This window comes from Clostridium sulfidigenes (genome assembly GCF_000732635.1).
GTDB classification, from domain to species: Bacteria; Bacillota; Clostridia; order Clostridiales; family Clostridiaceae; genus Clostridium_J; species Clostridium_J sulfidigenes.
This window is the reverse complement of the sequence record NZ_JPMD01000005.1, coordinates 32,977-58,725: the sequence shown is the minus strand read 5'-3', so window position 1 is coordinate 58,725 and position 25,749 is coordinate 32,977. Positions and strand designations below refer to the sequence as shown.

Sequence of the window (25,749 nt, the reverse complement as noted above, 5' to 3'; positions counted from 1 at the left end):
TTTTTTAATAAATTTAGTTTCTATATTTATTATGACATTTAAAATATTTTTTATGCTTTATTTTAATATTTTTATTTTTAATTTTGAAGAGGTGTAATATGAATGATGAATTAATAAAACATAAATTAGAAGTACATGAGAAAAGAATTAATAATCATAGTGAGCGCATCGATGAACTTGAAAAAGGAAGAGCAGCTACAGATGTTAAGATGGATAATCTCTGCGAGAAACTGGCAGCTCAAACAAAAAGTATGAACTGGCTTATTGGACTAATGGCAACAAGTTTGTTAGGGTTCTTTCTTTATGCAATTCAAAACAATATTTTTAAATAAGAAGGAGAGATAATTATGGATTTAATGACTTTTGTACCAGAACATTTACTTATTTTAATTGTAGCTACTTATGTAGTAGGAGTGTTCTTAAAGAAAATTGAGAATTTCCAAGACAGGTATATAACTATAGCTTTAATGGTATTTTGTATTACATTTGCTATACTGCTAACTTTAGTAAATGCAGAATACAAAAGAATGTTTGATGCTATAGTAAATGCTATTTTACAAGGTATCCTATGTTGGGGTGTTAGTGTAGGTATTAATCAAACTTATAAACAAATTAGTAAGCAAGAATAGTTTAAAGAGTGGGAGCAATCTCACTCTTTTATATTTAAGGAGGAATGGTTCATGAAATCAATAACAAAAAAGATATCTAAGTATAACTTTTCAAGTAGAAGTGGTCAAAAAATAAAATATATTGTAATGCACTTTACAGGAAATAAAACCGATACTGCTTTAAATAATGCTAATTATTTTGGTGGAGGTAATAGAGATGCTTCAGCACATTATTTTGTTGACAATGATAACATAGTGCAAGTAGTAGAAGAAACTAACGCTAGTTGGCATTGTGGAGATGGTAATGGTAAGTATAGTATAACTAATCAAAACTCTATAGGAATTGAGATGTGTGGAACTAATGGAGAAATAGCAAAGGATACAGGGTCTAATACAATAGATTTAGTTAAGCAGTTAATGAAAAAATATGATATTCCTAATGATAGAGTAGTAAGGCATTATGATGCTAGTAGAAAGAATTGTCCTTCTCCATGGAGCAAGAATAATTGGAGTAGGTGGAATGATTTTAAAAAGAAACTAACTGATAATAAGCCTAACAAACCTATTTCTAAAGAACTGTATAGGGTTAGAAAGTCGTGGAAAGATGTTTCAAGTCAAAAGGGCGCATATTCAATTAAAGAAAATGCTATAGATGAATGTAAAAAATATAGTGGTTATGATGTATATGATAGCCATGGTAATTCTGTATATTCAAGTGGACGTACACAATCAATACCAGGGCCTACACCTTCACAAAATCCTTCTAAAGAAAAAATTGATTTATTTAGTAGAGTAGCTGTAAAAGGGAGAGGTTTAAATTATTATGATTGGGTTAAGAATTTAGAGGACTATACTGGAGATATGAAAAATCCTTGTTGTATATTTATGGCTTACCCAAGTAAAGGAGAGGTTCGCTTTAGGGTATCTCCTATAAGCGAGGGAAGATATTATTCAGAGATACAAAACTATTATTTTTCAAAAGGAAACTATGATGAAGCAGGACTTCCAAACGTACCATTTGATAAAATTCAAATGAGATTTGATTTACCAGGTTACAAAATCAGATATCGTGCAATGTGCAATGGTCACTGGCTAGATTGGGTTGAGAATGGTAATTCATATATGGAAGGTCATAATGGATACGCAGGATTAGGAGATGGAACACCTATAACTGCAATAGAATGTGAGATTGTGCTAGATAATTAATAGGCTAGAGAGAAATCATTAGCCTTATTTTATATTAAAAACTAATTTAGTCCCATTAATATATCTTTTTGTCCCAGTATATGATATAATTAATTTAGAGAGAAATGGAGGTGTATTTTTGTGAAAAAGCAAAATGTATTGAATTTAATAAAATATCATGTTGAGAAAAATGAAAATTCGTTTAGAAATGAAGCAATAAGTATAGCCAGATACTTTGATAGTATAGGAGACTATCAGTTGGCAGAATACATTATGGGATTAATTGCGGAATCGAATTTATACACACCTCAAGCAAGTGACTTTGAAAGTGAATTTTTGAAACAACTTGATACAAGGGGCATGGATCCACTTAATTTGCCAATCGAAATTTCAGATGATATTAAAGGGATTATAAATGCTGTTAATCATAATATAGGAATAAATAAGTTTTTATTTGAAGGGTTGCCAGGGAGTGGGAAAACGGAGGCAGCTAAACATGTAGCTCGATTACTCAAACGAACACTATATTATGTAGATTTTGATAATATTATTGATAGCAAATTAGGTCAAACAAATAAAAATATCGCAAATGTATTCTCGGAGATAACTATGATTCCACATCAGAATAAAATTGTGATTCTATTTGATGAAATTGATGTTATAGCTATGGATAGAGTTAATAGTAATGATGTGCGTGAAATGGGAAGAGTTACTTCTACTATTTTAAGGGAGTTGGATAGATTAGTAGATTTAAATAAGGAAATAGTTATTATTGCAACTACAAACTTATATTCAAACTTTGATAAGGCATTAATAAGAAGATTTGATGCAGTGATTAATTTTAATCGTTACAGTAAAGATGATTTAATAGAAGTTGCAGAATATTACTTTTCATCTTTTGTAAAAAACTTTAAGGGAATTTCAAAGGATACTAGACTGTTCAAAAAGATATTAAAAACTGCACTTGAATTGCCTTATCCTGGAGAATTGAAAAATATTATCAAAACAGCATTAGCTTTTAGTGATGTAAATGCTGAATATGATTATTTAAGAAGATTATACAATAGTCTGATTGGTAATATTGAGCAAACTAATATAGATAATCTGCATTTGCAGGGGTTTACTGTAAGAGAAATAGAAAAATTAAAAGGTGAATCAAAGAGTGCTGTATCTAGAAAATTGAATAAGGAGGAAAGTGATAATGAATAATATACTAGAATTAAAAGGCAAACGTTTTGTTCAGGCTCCGAAGCAAGGGAATGGCGGTGGTGCTGCAATGAATAGTAAGAAAATAGTCACTGACACTCACTTAGATAAATTGCAATCTCAAATAGATCAAATAAAGCAGTTTTGGAAGACAGAAAAAAAGCCTTTTCCGGGCATTTTGATTAGTGTACATTACAATAAAATAGTTGCAAAAAGCAACAGGATTTCAGGGCTATTTAAAGGTGACAAGTCTAATTTGGCGATTGTAGGTGCAAAATTTAATGCAGATATGAATAAACACATTATCACTTATTTTCTAGATATTTCTGATTTAGATAATAGTATTAATCTTATTTCTAAAGTGAAAAAAGTGTTGAATACTCATTTTAGTGGAAGTATTGATAAAACTGTTTTTGATGATAATAATGTATTGGGGAAAATTCCATTTAATAGTTTTTCAATCAGTAAATCGAGTTTTAAACAAGTGATTGCGGATACTTCATACATTGATGATTTTGAAATAGAACAAGCAAATCAGCAATTAAAGCAAAGCATTATCACTTTATATGATACTCGTATTGATGCAAAAACATTGCTCAAAAATATAGGCATAGATGTTTTGAGTAGTCGAATATTAGACAATCAAACAGTATTTCTAGATGAAAATCAATCAAAATATTTATTTGAAAAAGCCCCATATCTTGTTGCAATGGCAACAGAAGATTTAGCAGAGTTAACACCAGATGACTTTATTAAAGAATATCAACAAAATACAATGGGCATACCATCTCCAACTATTGAGCCAACAATAGGAGTAATAGATACATTGTTTGATAATCGAGTTTATTTCAATGAATGGGTAGAATATCATGATATGGTGGATGAAAACTTACCAAAAGATTCAGATGATTATCGCCATGGTACAGCAGTATCTTCTATTATTGTTGATGGTTCAAAATTAAATCCATGGTTGGATGATGGATGTGGTAGATTCAAGGTGAGACATTTCGGTGTTGCAATTGGTTCACGTTTCTCTTCATTTACCATAGCCAAGCAGATTAAAGAAATTGTGGCATCAAATAGGGACATTAAAGTGTGGAACATTTCTCTTGGTAGCAATCAAGAGATTAATGATAATTTCATATCTGCTGAAGCTTCAATACTGGATCAAATCCAATATGAAAATGATGTGATTTTTGTTGTTGCAGGAACTAATAAACCTAGTATAGATGTTTCAAAAATAGGATCACCAGCAGATTCGATAAATAGTATGGTAGTAAATGCTGTTACCCAAAGTGGATTATCACCTAAATATGCAAGAAAGGGATTGGCTCTATCATTTTTTGCTAAGCCAGATATAAGTTATTATGGTGGAAGTGAAGAACAGTATATTAGAGTCTGTGAACCATTAGGTGTAGCATATGTTGCAGGAACTTCTTTTGCAGCACCATGGATTGCTCGAAAACTATCCTATTTAATAGATGTCTTAGGATTAAATAGAGAAATAGCAAAAGCACTGATTATAGATGCAGCTAGAGATTGGAATGAAAAGCCTGATCCAGAAGAGGTGGCATTATATGGTCATGGTATTGTTCCTATTAAAATAACTGATATTATACAAACGAGAGAGGATGAAATCAAGTTTTTAGTATCTGATGTAAGTGAAAAATGGAATACTTATAATTATAATTTTCCTATTCCATTAAAAGATGATAAATACCCTTATATCGCAAAGGCTACAATGTGTTATTTCCCAATATGTGATAGAACACAGGGTGTTGACTATACCAATACAGAACTTAATCTTCATTTTGGCAGAATAAAAGATGATGGAAAAATGAATGAAATAAACAATGATAAACAAAATCAAGAAGAAATCATGAATACTGAGAAAAACTACTTGTTAGAAGGTGAAGCAAGAGATAGGTTTAGAAAGTGGGATAACGTAAAATATGTTGCAGAGAAACCTAAAGATAGAATGAAACCCAAAAAATCATATACTAACAAAAATTGGGGGATGGAGATAAAAACAAATAACCGACTAGATCCTAAGGACGGTGTTGGAATTCGCTTTGGTGTTATAGTTACAATAAGAGAAATTAATGGCATCAATCGAATTGATGAATTTATTAAAAATTGTACTTTAAATGGATGGCTAGTGAATACTGTAGATATTAAAACTAGAATTGATATTAATCAGAAAATCAACGAAGATATTGAATTTGAGTAATATCATTTTTAAATTTGGATAAAGTAGATTTTTGAAAATATCAAATTTTTATAGATGATATATAATAAAATTGCAAGTATTTCAAAATTGCAACTGAGAGAATAACGATTTAGACTGGTACCATTGCTTAGGTAGCATTAATGCTACCTTTTTTCTTTTCATAAGCACATATTTAGGATGAACCACAATAAATTATAAATCTTTAAAGTAAGTTGTATATGCATAATATAATAAAGGTAGAAATATAATATATACTTTACATACGAAAATATGTTCGCTATAATAAGAGTATATTTAATGTAAAGGTAGTGATAATATGTTAAAACCACCAATATGTAGGGTTGGAGGAAAGTCTAGATTGCGAAAAACAATAATAGAAATGATGCCAGATCATAAATGTTATATAGAGTTATTCTTTGGAGCCGGATGGGTTTATTTTGGAAAACAACCTAGTAAAACAGAAATAATAAATGATATAGATAAGGAGCTTATAAATCTATATAAGATGATTAAATATCATGCACCTGAAATAGAAAGACAGCTCGAATTTGAGTTTTCAGGAAGAGATATATTTGAAGAGTACAAGCATTTAAATTTAGAATATCTTACAGAAATAAATAGAGCAGTCAGATTTTTATATACTATAACTCAAAGTTTTGCAGGAAAAGGTTGTGTTTATGGATATTCTACAGTTGGAAAGCCATCTCAACACATATTTTATAAAAATGTATTAGATGAGCTATCAGAAAGATTAAAAAATACATATGCGGAAAACTTGGACTTTACAAGGATAATAGATAAATATGATAGAGAGTATAGTTTTTTCTTTTGTGATCCTCCTTACTTTGAGACTTGTGGATATGGAAATAAGTTTGAGGAAGAGGAACATATAATATTAAGAGATAAACTAAAAAATATTAAAGGCAAATTTTTATTAACCATTAATGATCATGTAAAGGTACGTGAATGGTATAATGGATTTAATATAAAAGAAGTACAGGTAAATTACTCTGTGGGTAAAGAGAAAAAATCTAGAGGTAAATATAAAGAATTAATAATAACAAACTATGATTAGAGGAGAGAGGATTATTTTATATAAGCACTAGTCATAGCTTTTATAATGTTTGTTTATGTAGAATAACAGACTAAGGAAGTTAAAACTTAGTCTGTTTGTTGGCTACATTGTTGCCAATTTGTTGCCCATACACAAATTACATTAAATAATTATAAAATATTATAAGTTTCAATAAAGGATTGAATTTCCTTAAATAGTACTGTTTATAATGTATGATAAGTGATTTAGGATTATTCTAAATTATAATATGAGATATTATTTTAAGATACTCCGCATGTGGAGTGCTGTGCGTTGATAAAAAAAGCTGAAAAATAAATGGATGACTCCGAGAATCTATAAAAGATTTTCGGAGTTCCATCTGCTTTAACTTCTATACGTTCCACAAATCTATTTAAGATTTCTGGAGTAAGTTCTTTTAAGTCAATAATTTTTTCTTTTAGTCCATCTAATTCATTTAAAAGGTTTGTGTCAAATTTTTCAGCAATAAGTGTTTTATATTCTTGTTCTTTTTTTGTAAGTTCCTTAATTTTAAAATCTATTGAAGATTTGAAGGTATCATAATCTTCTTTTGATATTTCATCATTTATGAACTTACTTAATGCTTTATTCTTTTTAATCGTTAAGCTCTCTATTTCTTTAGTATAATTTTTAAGCTCTTTTTCTAACTTCTTCTTTTGAGAAGTAACCTTCTTTTCTATTTCAGCAATAACTTTCTCATTCTTAATATTAGATAGCATGAATTTAATATCAGCTAATATTGCATTAGCAAGTTCAGTTTCTCTAATAATATGGTCGGTACAAGCCTTTTTACCATGTTTGTTGAAGCTCCCACATACATATCCCTTTCTATTTTTCTTAAAGTGCATACCATGTCCACAATCTGCACAAAATAGAATGTTAGTAAACAGGTGAATATTTTGCTTTGGTCTAATTTTTTTTCGAGAGTCGATTAGTTGTTGAACAGCTTTAAAATCGGTTCTTGTTATTATAGCTTCATGTGTATCTCTAACTATAATATACTCTTCTTTATCCTTTTGATTACGTCTGTTAGTAGTAACGCTTACTGTTTCACTTCTACCTTGAATTAAATCACCTGTATAGTGAGGGTTCTCTAAGATGGACCTCACAGATGAACCATGCCATTTACCAGTAGCGTCTGATTTCCCTGCTACTTGTCCAGGAGTTGGAATATCTTCCTCGTAAAGCTCTCTTGCTATTCTGTCAAAGCCTTTTCCAGATAAATAATCTTTAAATATTCTTTTTACTATACTTGGCGTGTTATCTTCACTGACATAGAGCTTTTTATCCTTTATATAGTAGCCATAAGGAGCAAAAGAGCCTTTGAAGCACCCATTTTGAGCTTTGGTTTTAAATGCAGACTTCATTCTAATGCTAATTCGTTGAGATTCTTGTTCATATAACCACGCATACATACCAAACATATTTGTATTACCATCAAGGGTATTTATTGCATTATCCAAGGTGATTATATGAACTTTATTGTTCTCTGCAATATTTTTAATTTGATATGAAAGTTCACCGTTACGGGCTAAACGTGAAAGTTCCTTTGCAAGAATAACATCAAATTTTTTAGACTTAGCGTCTTCAATTAATCTTTGAAGGTTTTCTCTTTTAGCTTTAGTTCCAGATTCTACGTCTACATAGAAGTCGTATATATCCCAACCTTTTTCTTGGACATACTTTTCAAATAAGTCTCTTTGATTAGTTAAGGAAGTTTTCTGTTCCTCTCTGTTAGTGGATACTCTTATATATATTGCACATCTCATAATTAAATATCTCCTTTTTCATTATGAGATGTAGTGAAGTTTACCTGTTTAGAATTGTAGTATTCTTCTATACAATTGTCAATATTTTCAGCAATTAAAGAATTAATTATATCTATAAGATTTACATTACTATTTTCATTAAATACTCTTTCTATGGTCATTAAATTATTTCCTTTCAACTTCTGTTTATTCAAATTGCAATTTGTGATTTTATATTATAAGTTTTAGGGATTTAAGTAAACAGATTAACTGTCGAACAGTGCTTTACCCCAGTAGAAGCATTGAAAATACTGGGTTTTATAATAAACGTTAGATATTGACATTAAGAATTGATATAGCTCTAAGATATATATTGATAATATAAAATAAGTAATTATAGAAATGGTTTTATATTGTTCGAGTATTTGAGGAATTGTTTAATGCTATTTAATTAAAGAGGCTTTTACAGTAAATTACGGTATTAGACTTAATAAGACTATTTAAAGTGAATATGTAAGATATTAACCATCTATCATGTAAGGTTAACTCGAAATGTGGAATTAAAAAACACATTTAATAATGAGAAACAGAAAGAAGATAGATTTGGTTAAATGTCCATATTGTAATGAAGAACAAAAGAAAATTACTGCAAATCATTTAAAGAAGCATAATGTTGCTTACATTGATTATTTGAAGGAATATAAAAAGGATAAATACTATGTGCAGGTTGTTACGGAGTTTATTTGGAACTTCTATAGACCATGTAGTAATAAATATATTGAACAGGTGCTACTAACTAATAGCAGGGAATACGGATGGATTACTAAATATGCTATGGGTAAGAATTGTTTAGATACTGAAATAGAAAAAGCTGAGAAACAAGCTATGCAGTGGAATAAGCTTATAAAACTTAACAATACAAGACCATTTCCTTTTTGTAAATCTGATATAATGAAACATTTAAGTCAGGAAACAACGGTAGGAATATATAGCCCAAGTGAAAAATCTTCTTTTCTAACATTTGATATTGATGAAGATAATTTGGATTATGTAGAGAGCATATATAATAATCTTAGGTGCCATGAAATTGAAGATAATGAAATATTGTTAAGTTACAGTGGTAATAAAGGCTACCATATAACTATATTTTTTAATTATCCAATATCAAAACAGAGATTAAAGAAATTATTTAACATAATACTTAGAGAATCTAATTTATTGAATATAAAAAGAGAAAATGGAGCAGATGTTATTGAAGCAAGAGGAATATCAGACCAAGGAGTTAAACTTCCTTTTTCTATAAATAGAAAGAATACAGTTGAATATAAAAAAATAAATACCTGGGAAGACTGGGAGAATAGACAAGAGAAAGGTAAAGGCAATTATTGTTTCTTAATAAACCAGTACGGGTGTGAAATTGACACCTTGGAAAAAATTCTAAGTATGCAGAAGATTGATAATAAAAAGGTATTAGAAATAATAAACGACTTTGAAGAAGATATAACTTTTAAACATGATATAGACAATAATACCTTTGAAGAATTTAAGGAATTAACACAAGAAATTAATGTACAGGCTTTTGCAAATAATATAGATGAAATAAATGCTTCTATTAAGACAAAGTTAGATAAACCTATTGAAGCTAAACAGAGGAATAAAACTTTGCTTCAAATAGCTGTACTGAATAAATCCGAGGGAATGACAGCAGAAGAAAATGAAAGGTTTTTAATAAATTTTTCATCCGACAAAAAACATAAATTTACCACAAGTATTGATGAAAATATAAAAGAAATAAAATCATTGATAAAAACAATTTATTATTCTGATACAGCCAATAAGTATAGAATTGCAACAGGACTCAAAGATTTAACATTTACAAAGGATGAAATTCTTGAAATCCTCACCGTAAAAGAAAAACCTCTTAGAAAGTTATATTTTGTTATGTTTGCTCATTTTAAGTTGTATGGGGACAAGAACACTAATCAATTCTTCATGAAATATGAAAGGATAAGAGGGCTATTAAATATTGATGGGAAGACGATAAATAAGGGATTACAAGAATTAGAAAAGTTAAATAAGATTATTTTTGTTAGAAAAGGTGAAAGAGATGAAGAGTCAATGGAATGTAGAAATTTACCTAATATTTACACCTTAGTTTATAAACTAAAGGTTAGTAAAGGTGATAAAAGTTATAAACTCTTATGTGGAAAAGATGAAAATAAAAATTGTAAAGTAACTTATGTCAATTTTGAAATGATGTGTGCCAAAGTTCTCAGTAAAGAAGAAATAAAGAAGTATTTTGTTAATCACAGCCAGGTATTAAAGTTCAAATACCAAAAATTACAAGAAATATCTTAGAAAAATCAAGGTTTTATGTATCGTAAAGCCTTGATTTTTCTACGTTATACGGTCTTTAGATTTGTAAATTATGCCTGAAGAAAATAATATATATTGTTACAGCCATTAGACGATTAGAATTTCTACAATTCAATATAGTGTTAAGCTTTTGCTTTATATAGAAACCAACGTGTCATAAATAATCATACTTGTCTTAATTTTAAATAATAGAACATTAAATATAGACCTTCCTATATAATAAGCACCTGAGTTAATTGTATAAGGACTTTTATTCAATAAAATCATTGTGATGTACCAATTTTGTAAGAAATAATAACATAAATTTATTGATGGCTAAGGTGATTTATTTAAAATCATTATACAGTCTATGGATGTTATATATTTTTTACTTTAATCTATAATATATTATTCTCTATAAACAATTAGGATTCTGTAATGAAGTATTAATCCTATATCAGCAATATTACAAAAGCCAGTTTATGTATTGCAGAACAATCGTAAATAGTACAGCTAAAACCTAAATGTTTATAGGGGGGAAGACCTTTAATCAATTGCACGAAAAATAAGATTGAAAATTCACAAGTTCATTTTCAACTATTTTTCTAAACATTGTTTTACAACAATGTTAGTAATTGAACGCTAAAAACTTAATTAAAAATTGCCCATTAGGGCAACCACAGAACATTTTCTCTAAGGAGAAAATAACCTGTTTTTTTAATTTAGTTTTCTTAACGCTATAAAGCTCTTCCCCCTGCTGATACCTACTGCAAAATAAAAACAAAGGAGAAAGTTAAATGAGAGGAAGAAAATCTGGAAACCCTATAAAAGCTATAACAAATAATGATAAGGAATTGTTAAAAGCTCTAAGTAGAACAGGATATGTTTCAAAGGAACAAGCTCAAAACCTTATTAATCTAAATGAAAGAAGATTAAAGAACTTAGAAAAAGACGGTTATATTAAAAGTACATCTGCAATAATAAAGGACAAGCAAATTAATGTTTATCAACTTAATGGTAAGGGAAAGCAGTATGTAGAAAATAATATTACATCTATTAACAACTTCTATAAGGCTACTTCACCACAGCATGATTTAGTATTAGCAGACAGGTATTTGAAATTGGATACTGAAAGCAGAGATTGTTGGAAAACGGAAGGAGATATAAGAGAAATATTTTCTTCACAAATAACTGAAAGTATGAGTATGCCAGACGCAATTATATTAAAACATTCCATTGAAATAGACACTGAAATTAATATTAGAGCTATAGAAGTTATAGAAGTAGTTACTAACAATTATGGAGCTGAGGAAATAGAAGCTAAAATAGAATTTATAACAGAAGTATTACAAATACCAAAGGAGGAAATAAGTTTTGAAAGAGCAAACTAATATTATAAAAAAATATGTACCTGAAAAACTAAAAAATAGTTCAATAGTTGTTCCATTAAGCCCACTTGACCCTGTTATTTTTGTATATGCAGACCTATACTATAAAGATTATTTAAATTTAATGTACTACTTGGGTAGAGGATATATGTTCGTGCAACATATAATTTACTATTCAAATAAGGAAAAGACTGCTGTAATGAAAGATTTAAGGGAAATGGAGAAACTTGACTTAATTATTATTACTAAAATAAATAAAAACTTATATGTTAGGTTAACTCGTAATGGGGTAATGTATATAACGCAAAATGAGAACGCACAAGCATATAAACCTGCTACTGATACAGTTCTAAGGAAATCAGCTTTCATATGTGAAGTACAAAAGGATATAATAGCTGACGAACTAATACTAAAGAAGGAATTAAATTATAAATACTTTTTATGGTTTTTATACGGAACTATAAAGAAGAGTGAAATTAAAAATAATATCTTTAATGAATTAAATAGAGTTGAAGACGGGGAATTTTATAATGGTCCTAAAGACTATAAAGATTTAATAGACCTTGAACAACACCTTAATACTTATTTAATATGCTATAAAGTTGAGAAAAAGAAGATAGTTCTTGATTTTGTTATACTTGATATATATTCCTCACTGAATGAAAAAGGCATATTAAGAGTAATTAAAGAAATAAATGATTTCTTAGGTGTAATAACAGGTATGGGAATACTCGCTAATAGAGCATTTGAAATTAATATACAAGTCTGTGTACCGAATAAGGATAGGGAAGGTGTGCTAAACAAGATATTAGAGTCATTAGAAAATATCGTTGTTAATATTGATAATTTAGGCTATCGCATATCAGACTTTCTCAATATAGGACAGTTAAAAGTGAAAAATCTAAATATTGATAGATTTTTTAGTTAATGGTTTGACATAGGTTATATTGCCTATAATATCAGAAAAGATAGGAGCTTACTGACGTGTAAGCTCTTGTTTTATAGTTAAATCGTATTATGATATGAATTAAGAATACAAGATTAACTATTTTTCAACATTTTGAGAATTGTTTTGAATTGCATATAACTAAGCAGTATAATTTATTTTAGGTGATAAGTCACGATTGTAAATAAATGCGTCAGAAACACTGTATTTCTTCTTATTGCATTTAGAATTAAGTTGTGATAATATAAACATATCAATAAATGTTGAAATGTTTATATGAAATAGGAGAATAGAGTATGAATGAAAAAATATTAGGTGTAGGTTCAATTATCGTATCTTTTCTTGCGTCCATATGTTGTGTAGGTATTCCACTACTTTCAGTTTTAGGCTTGAGTGGTTTAGGTCTTGCTTTTGTACCAATTATTTCTCGATATAAAAACATTTTTATGATACTAACAGCATTAATGCTTGGAATGGCTCACTACTTAATGGCAAAAAATAAGAATACATCAAAAAGTACAAGAATTATTCTATGGACTTCAACGATAATATCTGTTGGATTTATTACATATTCATACTTGTTAGAGAGGTAATTATGCAAATTAAAAACGAACAAATTGAAGCATATACAAAGTTTTTTCATGGATTGTCTAATCCTACAAGATACCAAATTATTATTTCATTATTAAACGGTAAAAAAAATGTAGGTGAACTGGCGGAAGATTTAGGGTACTCTCAAAGTTTAATATCAATGCAGTTAAAATGTTTGAAATGGTGTAATTTTGTAAACTTCATTAAGGATGGAAAGAATATCTACTATTATATTTCTGACGAAAGAATAAGAGAACTTATTCAACTTGGTCAATCAATAGCCGAAGGAAGTATAAATAATATTTGTACTTGCGAGGTTTTAGAGAATGAAAAAAATGAATTAAGGGAGGAAAAATAGATTATGGAAAAAGAAACTTTGAATAAATGTTGCTGTGGAAATTCAGAAAAATCTTCGTGTGACGCAGGAAAAAACAATTTGTGTCCTGTGTGTGAAAAACGAGGTGTTCTTGTGAAAAACATTACAGTAAAGCATATGGTACTTGACGAACTAACAGAACAGGTTGGCGACAACGATTATTTTTTATGTATGAGTGAGGAATGTGATATTACATATTACAATTCAGAATCAACCGTCAAATTTAATAAGCAACAAGTAAAAGAACCAATATGGTTTAAGAAAGACGCTAATCCTAAATATGCCTGTTATTGTAGTAAAGTAACAGAAGAACAAATTATAAATGCAGTAGTAAAAGATGGTGCTACTAATATGAAAGAAGTTTTAAAGATTACTGGAGCAATGAGTAACTCACAATGTCAGAAGAATAACCCATTAGGTAAGTGTTGTCATCAAATAATTCAGGACGCAATAGATAAGGGACTATCCATGAAATAACCAGAATTATATTATGTCACATTTTTCATATTTAGTGTTATAATTATTTAATGGAAAAATGGCTTACTTTTAATGGTAAGCCTAATTTTATGAATAACATTATTTTCTAAGGTAAATTTCACTACATCTTTTATATTTTAGATTGTCTACAGTCAGCACTCTACACATGTGGAGACGGTAGTTAAACTAAGTAGATAAATGTATAAGCACCCGCTAAATCACACCGATTCACACTAAACCTTGACGGAATCCCCGTAGGGAGCGGAATCATAGCTATTGTATTTTATCCGTTCTTTGGTTGTGTTGTTGTCTGCCATAGGAGTAATCCTTTCAAAAATTACATTTGGTTATTTTATTATTTTTGGTGACATGGTAAAATTATAAAAAATAATTTCATTCATTTGTTAGAGGGGAGGATGTTGAATGATAGAATATGCACTTCGTCAAAGTTACGAGGAAATGAAAACTACGCTGACCGATGCAAAATATGATCTCAATAATGATGAACTCAAAAAAGCGGTCAATTATAGAGTAGGTACATTTCTACATTGGCTTATTGATAGTTACGAGAGAGTGGAAAAATTTGCAGTTGTCAGCCAGGATGATAAGTCCTTTTTTAGCGGCTTGCGTTATGCTAACAATAAATTGAAACACGATACAAATACGATAAAAATTTATCAGCGGACTGGTGGTTTTAGTTTCCCCATAAGTTTTCCTCTGTCCATTCCTGCTATTGAGTTTAAATGGTGTGGGTATGAGAATGAAGCTAATGCAAAGTATAAAAATCAATTTGATAACTATGTTAGTTTTATCCAAGACACCGATATTATGGAAACATCTGAAAAAGCGCTTTTGATAATAGATGCACTTAGTACTAATGGAATGTAAACATTTTTATTAGCACAGCCACATCATAAAATGTTTATTTATTAGAAGAAGAATCAAAAAAATGTGTGAAAATACTATTTTGCAATATAAACTATCTGGGTTTGAGAATTTACGTTTGACTAAAAACCATCCTCAAGAAATTAACTCTGTCTTGATAAAGACAATCTTAATAAATGATGATTTGACAGCATTAACTGTAGTTCTTAATGATGGAGTTCATTACTCATCAAATAAAACAGATATTGAATTATATTTAGACCATATATGTTTTAATTTTATTGCAAGAAGTGATGCGGATTTGTTTTTTCCCATACGCGTATTAGAAGTGGTAAAAGAAAATAATACTATTAATGCTAGTGAACATGTAGAAATTAGAGAGTCTGTAACAATAACTCGAAGTATTCCAGCATCAACGATATATGATACAGTACTTAATTCGCAAACACTTATGAAAAAGAACGCAGTGCTTTATGAGCGCATTTTCAAGACCTTGCATAATCCTAATTTAATTGTGCAATTTATGAGCTTATATCAGTTGTTAATGGAATTGCTTTCAAAAGGCAGAGCTAAAATTGAACAAAAGAACGTTATGGAGTATTTAAGAAGCCATAAAACACAATACCCGTTTGTATCTTTTAAACCTACTCGACGAAAAAATGCAAATTTTGAAGAAGACAGCTTTACGTTTTTTCGCAATGAAATAGGACATAGTGAAGAAACAAATGATATGAATTTGTACAAAACTCTCGGTTCACAAATATCCTCGCAATATATTAAATCGTTAAATCAATAGTTACGAATTATGAGTGTGAAGATTGCAATGCCTGTCTACATAAGCCCAAATGTACAAAAGCTAAGGGAAATAAGAGGGTGTAGATTTCTAAAAACTTTAACACTAACAGGGAAATTTCCTATAAAAATATCCTATCGGATGAAGGTACCCTTTTAGAATGAATAGATCAATTCAAGTTGAAGGTGCCTTTGGAGTGTTAAAAAGTGATTATAATTTCACTCGTTTTTTTACACGAGATAAAAATAACATTATAACTGAATTTATCATGCTATGTTTTGGATATAACATAAATAAATTACACACAAAATACAATCTGAAAAATGCACTAGAAGACGTGAAAGGTGTAGCGGATGAAATATGCGCAAGTAATGAAGAAGATGGAACTGATAGGTGGCTAGACCAGAACTTTTTTAGATCAACATCATTAAAATTATATAAATTTATAAACAAAAGCCTGATACAGGTGATGATCATCACCACCTGTATCAGGCTTGCGCTAACCCCATTATATAAAATAATATAAGCACCACAAAATATAGACACACCCACAATTAATTATTAACTATAAACTCCACTGCCTTCAAAGTTTTTTCATCTAAATCTTCTGGGTACCAGTGACCAATTCCTTTATTAATATGGTATTTATGGGCAAGTCCAACTTCCTTAAATATCTTTAAGAGATACTGAACAACTGGGTCAGTGTCCTGGTCCCCTTCAAGAATAACTATTTTTGTTTTTCTTTCTGATAATTTCTTTGTATCTTCAAGTCCGATGATATCTAAGTAATCACCAGGGCATAATGCAATAACTCCTTTTATTGGAATAGTATTATGAAAAGCCATATCAATAGACGTAGTTGCACCACCAGAGAAACCTCCAAATAATACACAAGTTTCATCAATGGAATAGTCTAATAATAATTGTTCATAGCAATCTTTCAGTTCTTTTCTTGACATAGTGGGATCAGTAAGCCAGCCAAAGCTGTTATGGAAATACATTTGTGATGATTGAGGATATACAACTATGTATCCTTTTTCTAAAAGTGCATCAGGCTTCCAATACCAGCTAGTATTTTTTATATTGCAATGAAATCCATCACCATGTAAACAAAAGAATAATGGATATTTTTTTGTTGGATCATAAGATTTTGGAAGGTGAACTTCATATTCTAGTTTAGAATTTTCTTTAGCTTGGTGAAGTAGCTTTGTATTTAAATTATTAAGAGACTCATATTCAGGGTGGTTTCTTAATAAATCAAAGTTTGGCCAGTGTAAGGGAAGTGGATAACCTTTTTCAAGTGATTTTTTTATAAGATTAATACAACTCTCACTATTATTGGTTTCAGTATATATCCTAGATTCATCAATCATAAGTTCAAATAGATTATCTTCATATTCATCCTTTGGTAAAAGTTCATTTGCATGAAGGAGTATATTTAAAACTTCATCATACTTTTTTTCAGAGAAGAGTATTGAAAAGTATTCTTCAAATTCATAAAAATTTCTATATTTCATAGAGATCTCCTTTAATTAATATATATTTAAATTATTACCAATAGGTTAATTATAACAGATAAGGGATTACAGGTATATGGAAAGGTTGGTTATAAGTGTATCTTATTCATAAGTTATGCAGTTTGTGTAGATAAATAGAAATAACCTTAACATAAAAAACTAATGTAAGTAGCTTTATCCATGCCTGGATGGTAAAATAATAGAGAACTGAAGATGATTAGGGGGAATTTTTAAGAAATGAAGAAATTTTTGTCAAGCTTAATTGGAATACTATTTGCTGTTTTAATTTTTGGCATGACCATGATGCCAAAAGATACAAAAAATCAACAAAATATTGCAAGTAATAAAATTGAAGCTAAAGAAGAGAAGAAAATTGAAGAGACTTCAATAGATGAATCAACTGAAGCAGATAAGGAAACCGCAAGTAATTCAAAGAAAGAAACTTCAGCTGTTATCACGGAAGATATATTTTCAGGATATAAGCTGATAGTAGTGGATGGTGGAAATCTATCTGGACACAGAGAACCTAATGTTGTAGTTGACATAGGGTTTGGAGATAGAGAATATTATGCTTTTACCAATGAATACGGTCAGCTTGTTAAGGTAGTAGCAAAGGAGATAATCTTGCAAGATGATTCAACAGAGCCTGTTAATTCAAGTGGAAGATATTATCAAGATGAAGCGAAAGTGCCAGGAGTTGAAAGTAGGACCTTGGATGAGGGACATGTTATAGCAGATTCACTTGGTGGAGTTTCTAATGCATACAATATAACTCCTCAGAATAGTATCCTTAATAGGCATGGTGACCAAGCTTATATGGAAAAGGTTATTCGAGATGCTGGAGGTTGTACAGAGTTTGTTGCAATAATAACTTATCCAGATACAATTACGCAGATACCAAGTCACTATAGCTACACTTATACAATTAATGGCAATGTAATTAATGATGAATTTGATAATGTGAATCCTGATGAATATAATGCAAGTTTAGAAACGAATACTTCAACTAACAACTCAAATTCTAGTAATAATACAAATACTACTATCAATAATTCAGGTAGTACAAGCAGTCCAGGGAAAGTATATTGGACACCTAATGGAAATAGCTATCATACTACAAAGGGTTGTTCTACTTTATCTAGAAGTAAAACTATTTTAGAGGGAACAATACAAGAAAGTGGAAAGAATGACCCATGTGATAGATGTCATTAGTTTTATGTTATCAACTTATGTTATCAATTTATGTAAGCAGAGTTTGAAAATTTAAATAATAACCAAATAACAAACAAACCATAACTAGTCCGTATGTTCTACGGGGTAGCTATGGTTCTTTTTATGGAAGTAAATCTATTTATTTGGTACAATAACTATAGTAAATAGGAATTTGTAAGTAAGATGATTTATATTTTTCATTGGAGGTGTTAGAATGCCAGAACTTTGGGATATATTAGATGAAAGTGGTAATAATACAGGAAGGGTATGTCAGCGTGGTACTCCTATGTGTAAGGGTGAATACCATCTTGTTATTCAAGTTTGGATAAAAAATAGCAAAAATGAGTTTCTTATTTCACGCCGAACAAACAATGGAGGCTGGTGGAGTGGATTATGGCAAACAACAGGAGGAGCTGCCGTTACCGGTGACAATAGCCTTGAAACTGCACTAAAGGAAACAAGAGAAGAAATTGGAATAATCCTTGAACCGAAGAATGGACAACTCTTTAAGCATTACAGTGAACCACACAAAAATGATGACGGAAGTGTATTTATAGATGTTTGGATGTTTCAACAGGACTTTGATATTGAAGCGGTTGTCCTTCAGCCAGAGGAGACTTGTGATGCTATGTGGGCAAGTAAAGAAAAAATCAAGCAAATGATTGATGATGGACATTTTATTCCACCTCAAGAAGCATATCCCTACATAGACGAACTTTTTGAAATTTATAAATCTATTTTTTAGGGTATATTATAAGTATTAGCAACATTAAAGGATGGGGTTAAATATCAAATTACAGTAAATGCTATTAATGACTTTATTCATATATGTCCTAATTGTTATTTAGTAATACATATTAAAGAACCTGAATAATGGTATTAATTAAATTTATTATGTCTTGGTTAATACGTGGAAATAATTATAATTAAATGATAAACTATATATGATAAATAGTAGAGAATAATAGCAATATACCAGAATATCAGGAGGTGCTATATGAATTATGAAAGAATCCTAGATAAAAAGAATAGATATGAGGCGGGAAAAAATAAGATCGATGAAGTAACATTAACTTCTTATGATAAGGATTTTGAGCTAACTTTTACACATAACTCTACTGCAATTGAGGGCAATACTTTAACCCTTATGGAAACAAAGGTGTTATTAGAAGATGGAATCTCAATTGGTGGCAAGGAGCTTAGAGAAATTTATGAAGTTGTTAATCATAAAAAGGCATATGGCTATGTGAAAAAGTGTATTGAGGAGATAAAGCTATTAGATGAAACTATTGTGAAAGATATTCATGAAATATTAACTGCTGGTATAATTCAAGGTGGAATTTATCGAAATCAAGAGGTCAGAATTAGTGGAGCAGGTCATGTTCCTCCAGCAGGAAATGATATGTATTTTCAAATTAAGAATTTCTTTACAGATCTTCAATATAAACAAGATATGAATCCAATTGAGCTAGCAGCATGGACACATGCAGAATTTGTAAGAATTCACCCTTTTATTGATGGTAATGGAAGAACATCACGTCTAATAATGAATTATCAGCTAATGATACATGGATTTTTACCTATTTCAATTGCAAAGGAAGATCGTCTTAATTACTATAATGCTCTTGAGGAATATGCAGTAAATGGAAACTTAGATTTGTTTGTAGATTTAATTGCAGATTTAGAAGAAAACCAGCTCGATACGTACATTAAATTAATAAGAGAGTAAGTGTTTAAAAGAGGATCTAATGTAAGTTTGATTGAGTGGACTGAGATAGAAGTTGTAATTGAATAGATATTAAGGTTTGACCGCTAACTGAGTAATTTAATATTCTTAGTTAGCGGTCTTTTTAGCTTTTTAAGATCCAGTGGTTTCACAGCTTACTCTATAATGTCTATAGAATCATCTATTCTTACATATAATTCTTTAGGCATTCTTATATAAAAATCAGATGGCAGGTTATTCTCGTTTTGAGTATTGAGTGCATCATAAGGTCTAATTAATGGAGATGATCTAAGGTTTTCGAAAGAGCCTTGAAGATTTAATATGCCATAGCCCCATTGTGGATTAGGATATATATCACCAGACCTTTTACTAGTACCCCTTGTGAAATAAGAAATAGCTGTAGGGCCATATATGTTAGGGTCATTTCCAAGGATTATTCCCCATTCTAGCAGAAGAAGTGTGGCACCACATAGTACGGCACCAGCTACAGAGCCACCAGAAAGTAAGGTATTTTCATTATTCAGTCCTGTAGTTAAAGCCATAACTCCACCTGTAGTTAAGTTAGGTTTCACTCTATTATCAGCAGTAAATCCACGACCGGATTCTACAGCTATAGTATTATTATTTTGATTGTAAAAAGAGGTAGTTATAGACTTTTGGGCATTAGCTGGTGCTTGAAGTGTGATGTATGGGTTAGGATTTATTACTCTGGTAGTTAATTGTATAAGTGGCCTTTGAGGCAGCCACAGATTATATACTCCATTAACTATATAATCTCCTTTAAGTCTTAATTGCCAAAGTCCAGCTTTGGGATTTTTAATAGTTATATATATAGATTCATTTCCACTAGCAAATTCAGGGCTTAAAAAAGCGATGTTAATTATACTATTTTCAAGAATTAAATTAACTTGCTCAAACTTACTAGATACAAGGCCAGATTGTATAGGCTTTGCAATCTCACCACTAGGAGAAATTATTTCAATAGATATTACATCAGGTCTTTGAACCCAGAGCATGAGAACTAAATTATTTTCATTAGAACCTACAATAATTTCTAAATTTTGAATTGTATTACTTTTTAGAAATCTACCATAACCATGTGTTAAGCTAGCTCCTTGATTACCAGTATTAGTTACGAAGATAAGTCCCTTTCTTGTTGAAAAGAAGTTAATATCTTCTTCTATGGAGGTAATACCTTCATGTCCACCCCAATTTGTTCCTGCAGAGATCAGAATACTCATAGGTTTTGTCGAAGGTGATGGATTGTAATTTATTACAAACCTCATTGCAATATAAATATCAATACCTTCAAAAATCGGTGTGCTTCTTCTATCATTGATTCCCGCTAATTTAAGATTACTAGTTTTAAATTCCTTAAGTTTTACAATTAAAAATTCACATTCAGGAGCACTGCCTATAACATTATTTAATCCTCTTGCACCAACTAAACCAGCTATATTTGTACCATGTCCTAACTCATCTCTTGAAGGAACTATATCATAAGGATTCCCACCTTGATTTGATACTTGAATAGCTCTATTAATTTCATCCCGGCTATAAACAGTGCCAAAAAATGCTACAGGATCATCATTGTTATTACTTTCAATAGTTTGATCCCATATACCTATAATTCTTGTAGTTCCATCAGGGTTTTGAAATTGAGGATTTAAATAATCTATACCTGTATCTATAATTGCAGCTACTGTACCTTTCCCTGTAAGATTTAAAAAGGTTTCTCCGTGAAATTGGGTTATATTAGCAGCTTCTACTGGTTCTATAGCTGACAAGGTGTAAGGAAAACTAATATCTATGTTAAATATATTGTTAAATCTATTTATAAAGTCAGTATAATTAGCAGTTCTCACAGAAGCAATGTAGGCACCCTCAGATACTTTAACAGCACATACATAGTCTATTTCTTTAATCAGGCTATTAAAATCTCCTGTATATTTAATGAATACAGTTACATATTCTTCGCTAATGTAGGCCTCTCTACACAGATCAATTTCTCTGGATGTACTTAGAGTATTCATTTATAAAATTACAACTCCCCCAAATATCTATCTATTTATATTATTCAATGAGACTTAAAGTAGTTACAAATTAAATAGATATAGAGTTAATCACGTCAAACAGGTAATCTTTAATTCAGTTCGCCAATTATTCACCTTCTCTCATTGAAATAGGCATAATAAAAGAGTCGATTACCCGACTCTTTTATTATGAATATCACTTTAAATAAATTGCAGATGCTCTAATATTAGATTTAACCTTCAATAATATAAGCATTAACTATCTCACCACAATAGGCCATATGGGAATCGTTGCTTTACTCTTCAGCAGCGTCTGAATCAGCTTTAGTTATATGAACTGTATCACGAGGATGCTGAGGAGGAGCATAAATAGAGTACAATTTAATTGGTGTATTACCTGTATTGATTAGATTATGCCATTTACCAGCTGGTATGATGAAGGCAAAATCATCATAGACCTCTTTTTGAAAATCTAAGTTATCTCTTCTGTCGCCCATTTTAACAAGTCCTTCACCGTCTTCAATACGTATGAATTGATCAAGGTTAGGGTGACTCTCTAAACCTATTTCTCCTCCAACAGGGATACTCATCAAGGTAAGTTGCAAATGAGTTCCAGTCCATAAAGCAGTACGAAAAGTATCATTTTGCTTAGTAGCCTCATCAATATTTACTACAAAGGGTTCTGGTCCATAATCCTTCAATTCAATAAAACTATTAGCATATTCAGATCTTAAATAATTAAATCTTGATTCATAATCAATCTCATCAGTATAAGGGATATATTCATTAGGATACATATTTCTCTTCCTTTCATAGAACTATAACATTATAGTATTCTTTAAGTTTGGAAAATGTGCTTGATTCACAGGAATACTATATAATGAGGTCATATGTAGAATTTATTGATGAAGATCTGAACCTGTTTAAAGTAGATAGATTTGAACATTAAAATTTGTGCAACCCTATTGATGCAGAACTTGTAATAGATGTTGCACAAATTATTTGTATGAAAGAGAAGAATGTGTTATTGCTTGTTTGTATTATCCCAACTGTTGTAATAAATATGTTGTGAGATATCCTTTGGTGGATAATGTTCATCATCTTCATTGGTTTCACCAATTGGAGTCATTGCAACTACTTTGAACTTTTCAGGAATATTTAAAATCTTACGCACTGATTCTTCCTCAAAAGAACCTATCCAGCAAGTTCCATAACCTTCATTTGTTGCTGCCAATACCAGATGTTCCATAGCAATACCGCAATCCAACATAAAATATGATTTATTATCAACATCACCACTTTCCGATGGGTCTGCCACTATAACAGCAATGATTGGCGCTTGTTTAAGTGCATTTGATGTTTTGTCAGTTTTGTTTATAATTGTATTGGAGATTTGCTCTCTTAAATTTTGTTCATTGATAAAAATAAATCGATAACAAGTTTTATTTTTCCATGAAGGTGCCATTAAAGCAGCATTGATAATTTTATCTAATTTTTCTGTGGGTATAGGAGTTGACTTGTAGGTCTTATTACTTGTTCTGTTTTCAATTACCTTATAAAAGTCCATTATTATCCACCTTCCTTATCACAATAATTCTTAAATTTATAAAATGATAATTTAAAGCTCAAATTTATGAAAAGAGCCGTCCTTATGTATTTTAGTATGTGTGAATATGTGCTTTTTATACTTTCCGGCTATGGAATAAGTTTTTATGTCGTTTTTATTAATGAAAAAATTAAGTTAAAGTAACTTTATACCCAATTAGCACCTTGTCATGGGCATAAATCACAGCTTACTGTTAGTTTAAAATATTTACTAAATATTACCTTTATATAAAAATTGTATTGACATTGGAAAAATAATGAATTAATATTTTACTATAGCTTAATTTAATATGAAGTCGAAGGGAGTGTTATTATGACAGCAGTATTTGAGGTGGTTTTGAACTAATTAAATATAGAGCAAAAGGTTTTTAAAAATGGATGAAGATGCCATTTATTTGTGTTGCCTTTTGCTAATGTTATGAGTATAACCGTTCGGCCTAAATAATTTTGGTTGTTAACACGATGCAGGTTATCGTGTTTTTTTATGCCTATAAATTTATTATCCCGCAGGAGGTCTATTCTCTTTGCGGGATTTTTGTATCCTTTTTTAGAAGACGGATTAAACTAATTTGTTCTAACCCTTATAATAATGTTTTATATTATGGAATTAAAATAAATGAAGGTTCAATAAAGCCGTGATATTGCAATAATTTACGAATTAGGCTTAGTGATATAAGTTATTGTGATGAAAGGAAGGTTTTATGAATTTAGAAAAATTAGGTTGGAATAATTATTTTGAAGAAGAATTTAGAGTGTATTTTAATAAAGGTCTTATTGCTGGAAGAATAGTTTCACAGCAGAAAAATAACTATTTACTACATTATGAAAAAGGTGTAATAGCTGCAAAGCTTGCAGGTAAATTTAGATATAATGTAGCATACAGTAAAGACTTGCCAGCAATTGGTGATTGGGTAGCTGTTCAGTTAATAGAAGGTAGCACACAAGGAATAATTCAAGGTGTTTTGCCTAGAAAGAATTGTTTTGCAAGAAAACAGCCTATATCTGGTGGAAGAAAGATTAGAAATGGAATAATAGTAGGAGGGCACATTGAGGAGCAGGTTGTAGCTTCAAATATAGATACAGCTTTCATTGTAAGTGGGCTTGATGGAAACTTTAATATCACAAGAATAGAAAGATATATTACATTAGCATATAACAGTGGAGTAAATCCAGTAATCATTCTAAATAAAGCAGATGCATGTAATAACATTGATGAATATAAAACAAAAGTAAATGATATTGCAATAGGAATACCTATTTTCTGCATTAGTGCTATAAGTAATATAGGCATGGAGGTTTTTAAGGAGTACCTATCATATGGTAAAACAGTAGTATTCTTTGGTTCTTCAGGAGTAGGAAAATCAACTATTATTAATTATTTGCTTGGAGAAGAAATGCAGAAAACAGGCTCTGTTAGTTCAGCTAATGGAAAAGGTAGACATACAACAACTAGTAAGGAACTATTTTATCATGATTCTGGTGCAATGATAATTGATACTCCGGGGCTTAGAGAGCTTCAGCTTTGGGGTGATGAAAATGGAGTTGAAGAAAGTTTTAAGGATGTAGCTAGTTTAGCAGAAAATTGCAAGTTTAAGGATTGCAACCATGATAAAGAGCCAGGCTGTGCAATAAAACAAGCTATAGAAGATGGTATCATAGGTCAAGAAAGATTTGAAAGTTATATGAAGCAGTTAGGTGAGATAAAAAGGTTAAGTAAAGAAAAAAGGCAATATGAAATATTTAAAAGTAGGAAAAGTAAGAGGGGATGTATGTAG

23 protein-coding genes and 2 pseudogenes are annotated in these 25,749 nt (G+C 30.2%); 19 read left to right on the top strand and 6 right to left on the bottom strand.

Annotation, left to right across the window (positions count from 1 at the left end; all coding sequences use genetic code 11):
* Positions 1-98: 98 nt before the first annotated feature.
* The 6 genes from IO99_RS03580 to IO99_RS03555 all read left to right on the top strand — a co-directional run bounded on the left by IO99_RS03580 (position 99) and on the right by IO99_RS03555 (position 6,304).
* Complete coding sequence (locus IO99_RS03580) at positions 99-332, top strand: hemolysin XhlA family protein (protein WP_035130389.1); 234 nt, start codon at positions 99-101, stop codon at positions 330-332.
* Between the two features lie 15 nt (positions 333-347).
* The gene (locus tag IO99_RS03575) at positions 348-629 is read left to right on the top strand and encodes a phage holin family protein (RefSeq protein WP_035130386.1); all 282 of its coding nucleotides are present in this window, start codon (positions 348-350) and stop codon (positions 627-629) included.
* Between the two features lie 51 nt (positions 630-680).
* Positions 681-1,814: a peptidoglycan recognition protein family protein gene (locus IO99_RS18635; protein ID WP_084178059.1), complete on the top strand. Its 1,134-nt coding sequence runs from the start codon at positions 681-683 to the stop codon at positions 1,812-1,814.
* Between the two features lie 120 nt (positions 1,815-1,934).
* Positions 1,935-3,002 carry an ATP-binding protein gene (locus IO99_RS03565; protein WP_035130384.1) on the top strand — a complete coding sequence of 356 codons (1,068 nt, stop codon included), beginning with the start codon at positions 1,935-1,937 and terminating at the stop codon, positions 3,000-3,002.
* Positions 2,995-5,229 (top strand): S8 family peptidase, encoded by a 2,235-nt coding sequence (locus IO99_RS03560; protein ID WP_035130381.1) that lies wholly within the window; start codon positions 2,995-2,997, stop codon positions 5,227-5,229. Before IO99_RS03565 ends, IO99_RS03560 begins: the two co-directional genes overlap by 8 nt.
* Before the next feature lie 316 nt (positions 5,230-5,545).
* Complete coding sequence (locus IO99_RS03555; RefSeq protein WP_035130378.1) at positions 5,546-6,304, top strand: DNA adenine methylase; 759 nt, start codon at positions 5,546-5,548, stop codon at positions 6,302-6,304.
* Between the two features lie 260 nt (positions 6,305-6,564).
* Here IO99_RS03555 and IO99_RS03550 read toward each other — a convergent pair whose 3' ends face one another.
* Both IO99_RS03550 and IO99_RS18960 read right to left on the bottom strand, forming a co-directional pair.
* A complete protein-coding gene (locus IO99_RS03550; RefSeq protein WP_084178058.1) occupies positions 6,565-8,091 on the bottom strand; it encodes a recombinase family protein in 1,527 nt (508 codons plus the stop codon).
* 2 nt (positions 8,092-8,093) lie between these two features.
* Positions 8,094-8,252: a hypothetical protein gene (locus tag IO99_RS18960; protein ID WP_156964281.1), complete on the bottom strand. Its 159-nt coding sequence runs from the start codon at positions 8,250-8,252 to the stop codon at positions 8,094-8,096.
* Positions 8,253-8,673: 421 nt separating this feature from the next.
* Between IO99_RS18960 and IO99_RS03545 the strand changes: the two genes are divergently transcribed.
* From IO99_RS03545 to IO99_RS19785, 9 genes and pseudogenes are all read left to right on the top strand, one after another.
* Positions 8,674-10,428: a TOTE conflict system archaeo-eukaryotic primase domain-containing protein gene (locus tag IO99_RS03545; protein ID WP_035130376.1), complete on the top strand. Its 1,755-nt coding sequence runs from the start codon at positions 8,674-8,676 to the stop codon at positions 10,426-10,428.
* 794 nt (positions 10,429-11,222) lie between these two features.
* Complete coding sequence (locus tag IO99_RS03540; protein ID WP_035130373.1) at positions 11,223-11,816, top strand: hypothetical protein; 594 nt, start codon at positions 11,223-11,225, stop codon at positions 11,814-11,816.
* Complete coding sequence (locus IO99_RS19405; RefSeq protein WP_035130370.1) at positions 11,800-12,741, top strand: hypothetical protein; 942 nt, start codon at positions 11,800-11,802, stop codon at positions 12,739-12,741. Before IO99_RS03540 ends, IO99_RS19405 begins: the two co-directional genes overlap by 17 nt.
* A 314-nt stretch (positions 12,742-13,055) precedes the next feature.
* Positions 13,056-13,352, top strand: coding sequence for a hypothetical protein (locus IO99_RS03530; RefSeq protein WP_035130367.1), 297 nt, complete (start codon positions 13,056-13,058; stop codon positions 13,350-13,352).
* 2 nt (positions 13,353-13,354) lie between these two features.
* Positions 13,355-13,708 (top strand): ArsR/SmtB family transcription factor, encoded by a 354-nt coding sequence (locus tag IO99_RS03525; protein WP_035130364.1) that lies wholly within the window; start codon positions 13,355-13,357, stop codon positions 13,706-13,708.
* Positions 13,709-13,711: 3 nt separating this feature from the next.
* Complete coding sequence (locus IO99_RS03520) at positions 13,712-14,203, top strand: Csac_0668 family 2Fe-2S cluster-binding (seleno)protein (RefSeq protein ID WP_035130361.1); 492 nt, start codon at positions 13,712-13,714, stop codon at positions 14,201-14,203.
* A 423-nt stretch (positions 14,204-14,626) separates the two neighbouring features.
* Positions 14,627-15,091 (top strand): hypothetical protein, encoded by a 465-nt coding sequence (locus tag IO99_RS03515; RefSeq protein WP_035130358.1) that lies wholly within the window; start codon positions 14,627-14,629, stop codon positions 15,089-15,091.
* A gap of 61 nt (positions 15,092-15,152) precedes the next feature.
* Positions 15,153-15,884 carry a hypothetical protein gene (locus IO99_RS03510; protein WP_035130355.1) on the top strand — a complete coding sequence of 244 codons (732 nt, stop codon included), beginning with the start codon at positions 15,153-15,155 and terminating at the stop codon, positions 15,882-15,884.
* Positions 15,875-16,191, top strand: a pseudogene (locus IO99_RS19785) (transposase); the annotation flags it as partial. The gene IO99_RS03510 and the pseudogene IO99_RS19785, both read left to right, overlap by 10 nt.
* A 244-nt stretch (positions 16,192-16,435) precedes the next feature.
* Here the strand turns inward: IO99_RS19785 and IO99_RS03500 are convergent.
* Positions 16,436-17,398, bottom strand: a complete 963-nt coding sequence (locus IO99_RS03500; RefSeq protein ID WP_035130352.1) for an alpha/beta hydrolase — start codon at positions 17,396-17,398, stop codon at positions 16,436-16,438.
* A 237-nt stretch (positions 17,399-17,635) separates the two neighbouring features.
* Between IO99_RS03500 and IO99_RS18630 the strand changes: the two genes are divergently transcribed.
* The 3 genes from IO99_RS18630 (at position 17,636) to IO99_RS03485 (ending at position 20,339) form a co-directional block, all read left to right on the top strand.
* Positions 17,636-18,610 carry a DNA/RNA non-specific endonuclease gene (locus tag IO99_RS18630; RefSeq protein ID WP_051823897.1) on the top strand — a complete coding sequence of 325 codons (975 nt, stop codon included), beginning with the start codon at positions 17,636-17,638 and terminating at the stop codon, positions 18,608-18,610.
* Positions 18,611-18,824: 214 nt separating this feature from the next.
* A complete protein-coding gene (locus IO99_RS03490) occupies positions 18,825-19,355 on the top strand; it encodes an NUDIX hydrolase (protein ID WP_035130349.1) in 531 nt (176 codons plus the stop codon).
* A gap of 252 nt (positions 19,356-19,607) precedes the next feature.
* Positions 19,608-20,339 carry a Fic family protein gene (locus IO99_RS03485; RefSeq protein WP_035130346.1) on the top strand — a complete coding sequence of 244 codons (732 nt, stop codon included), beginning with the start codon at positions 19,608-19,610 and terminating at the stop codon, positions 20,337-20,339.
* A 152-nt stretch (positions 20,340-20,491) separates the two neighbouring features.
* Here the strand turns inward: IO99_RS03485 and IO99_RS03480 are convergent, their stop codons facing one another.
* From IO99_RS03480 to IO99_RS03470, 3 genes and pseudogenes are all read right to left on the bottom strand, one after another.
* A complete protein-coding gene (locus IO99_RS03480) occupies positions 20,492-22,369 on the bottom strand; it encodes a S8 family peptidase (protein ID WP_051823896.1) in 1,878 nt (625 codons plus the stop codon).
* Positions 22,370-22,665: 296 nt separating this feature from the next.
* Positions 22,666-23,157 (bottom strand): annotated as a pseudogene (locus tag IO99_RS03475) (cupin domain-containing protein); the annotation flags it as partial.
* A 236-nt stretch (positions 23,158-23,393) separates the two neighbouring features.
* The gene (locus tag IO99_RS03470) at positions 23,394-23,936 is read right to left on the bottom strand and encodes a nitroreductase family protein (protein WP_035130343.1); all 543 of its coding nucleotides are present in this window, start codon (positions 23,934-23,936) and stop codon (positions 23,394-23,396) included.
* 739 nt (positions 23,937-24,675) lie between these two features.
* Here IO99_RS03470 and rsgA point away from each other — a divergent pair.
* A complete protein-coding gene (gene rsgA, locus IO99_RS03465) occupies positions 24,676-25,749 on the top strand; it encodes a ribosome small subunit-dependent GTPase A (RefSeq protein ID WP_035130340.1) in 1,074 nt (357 codons plus the stop codon).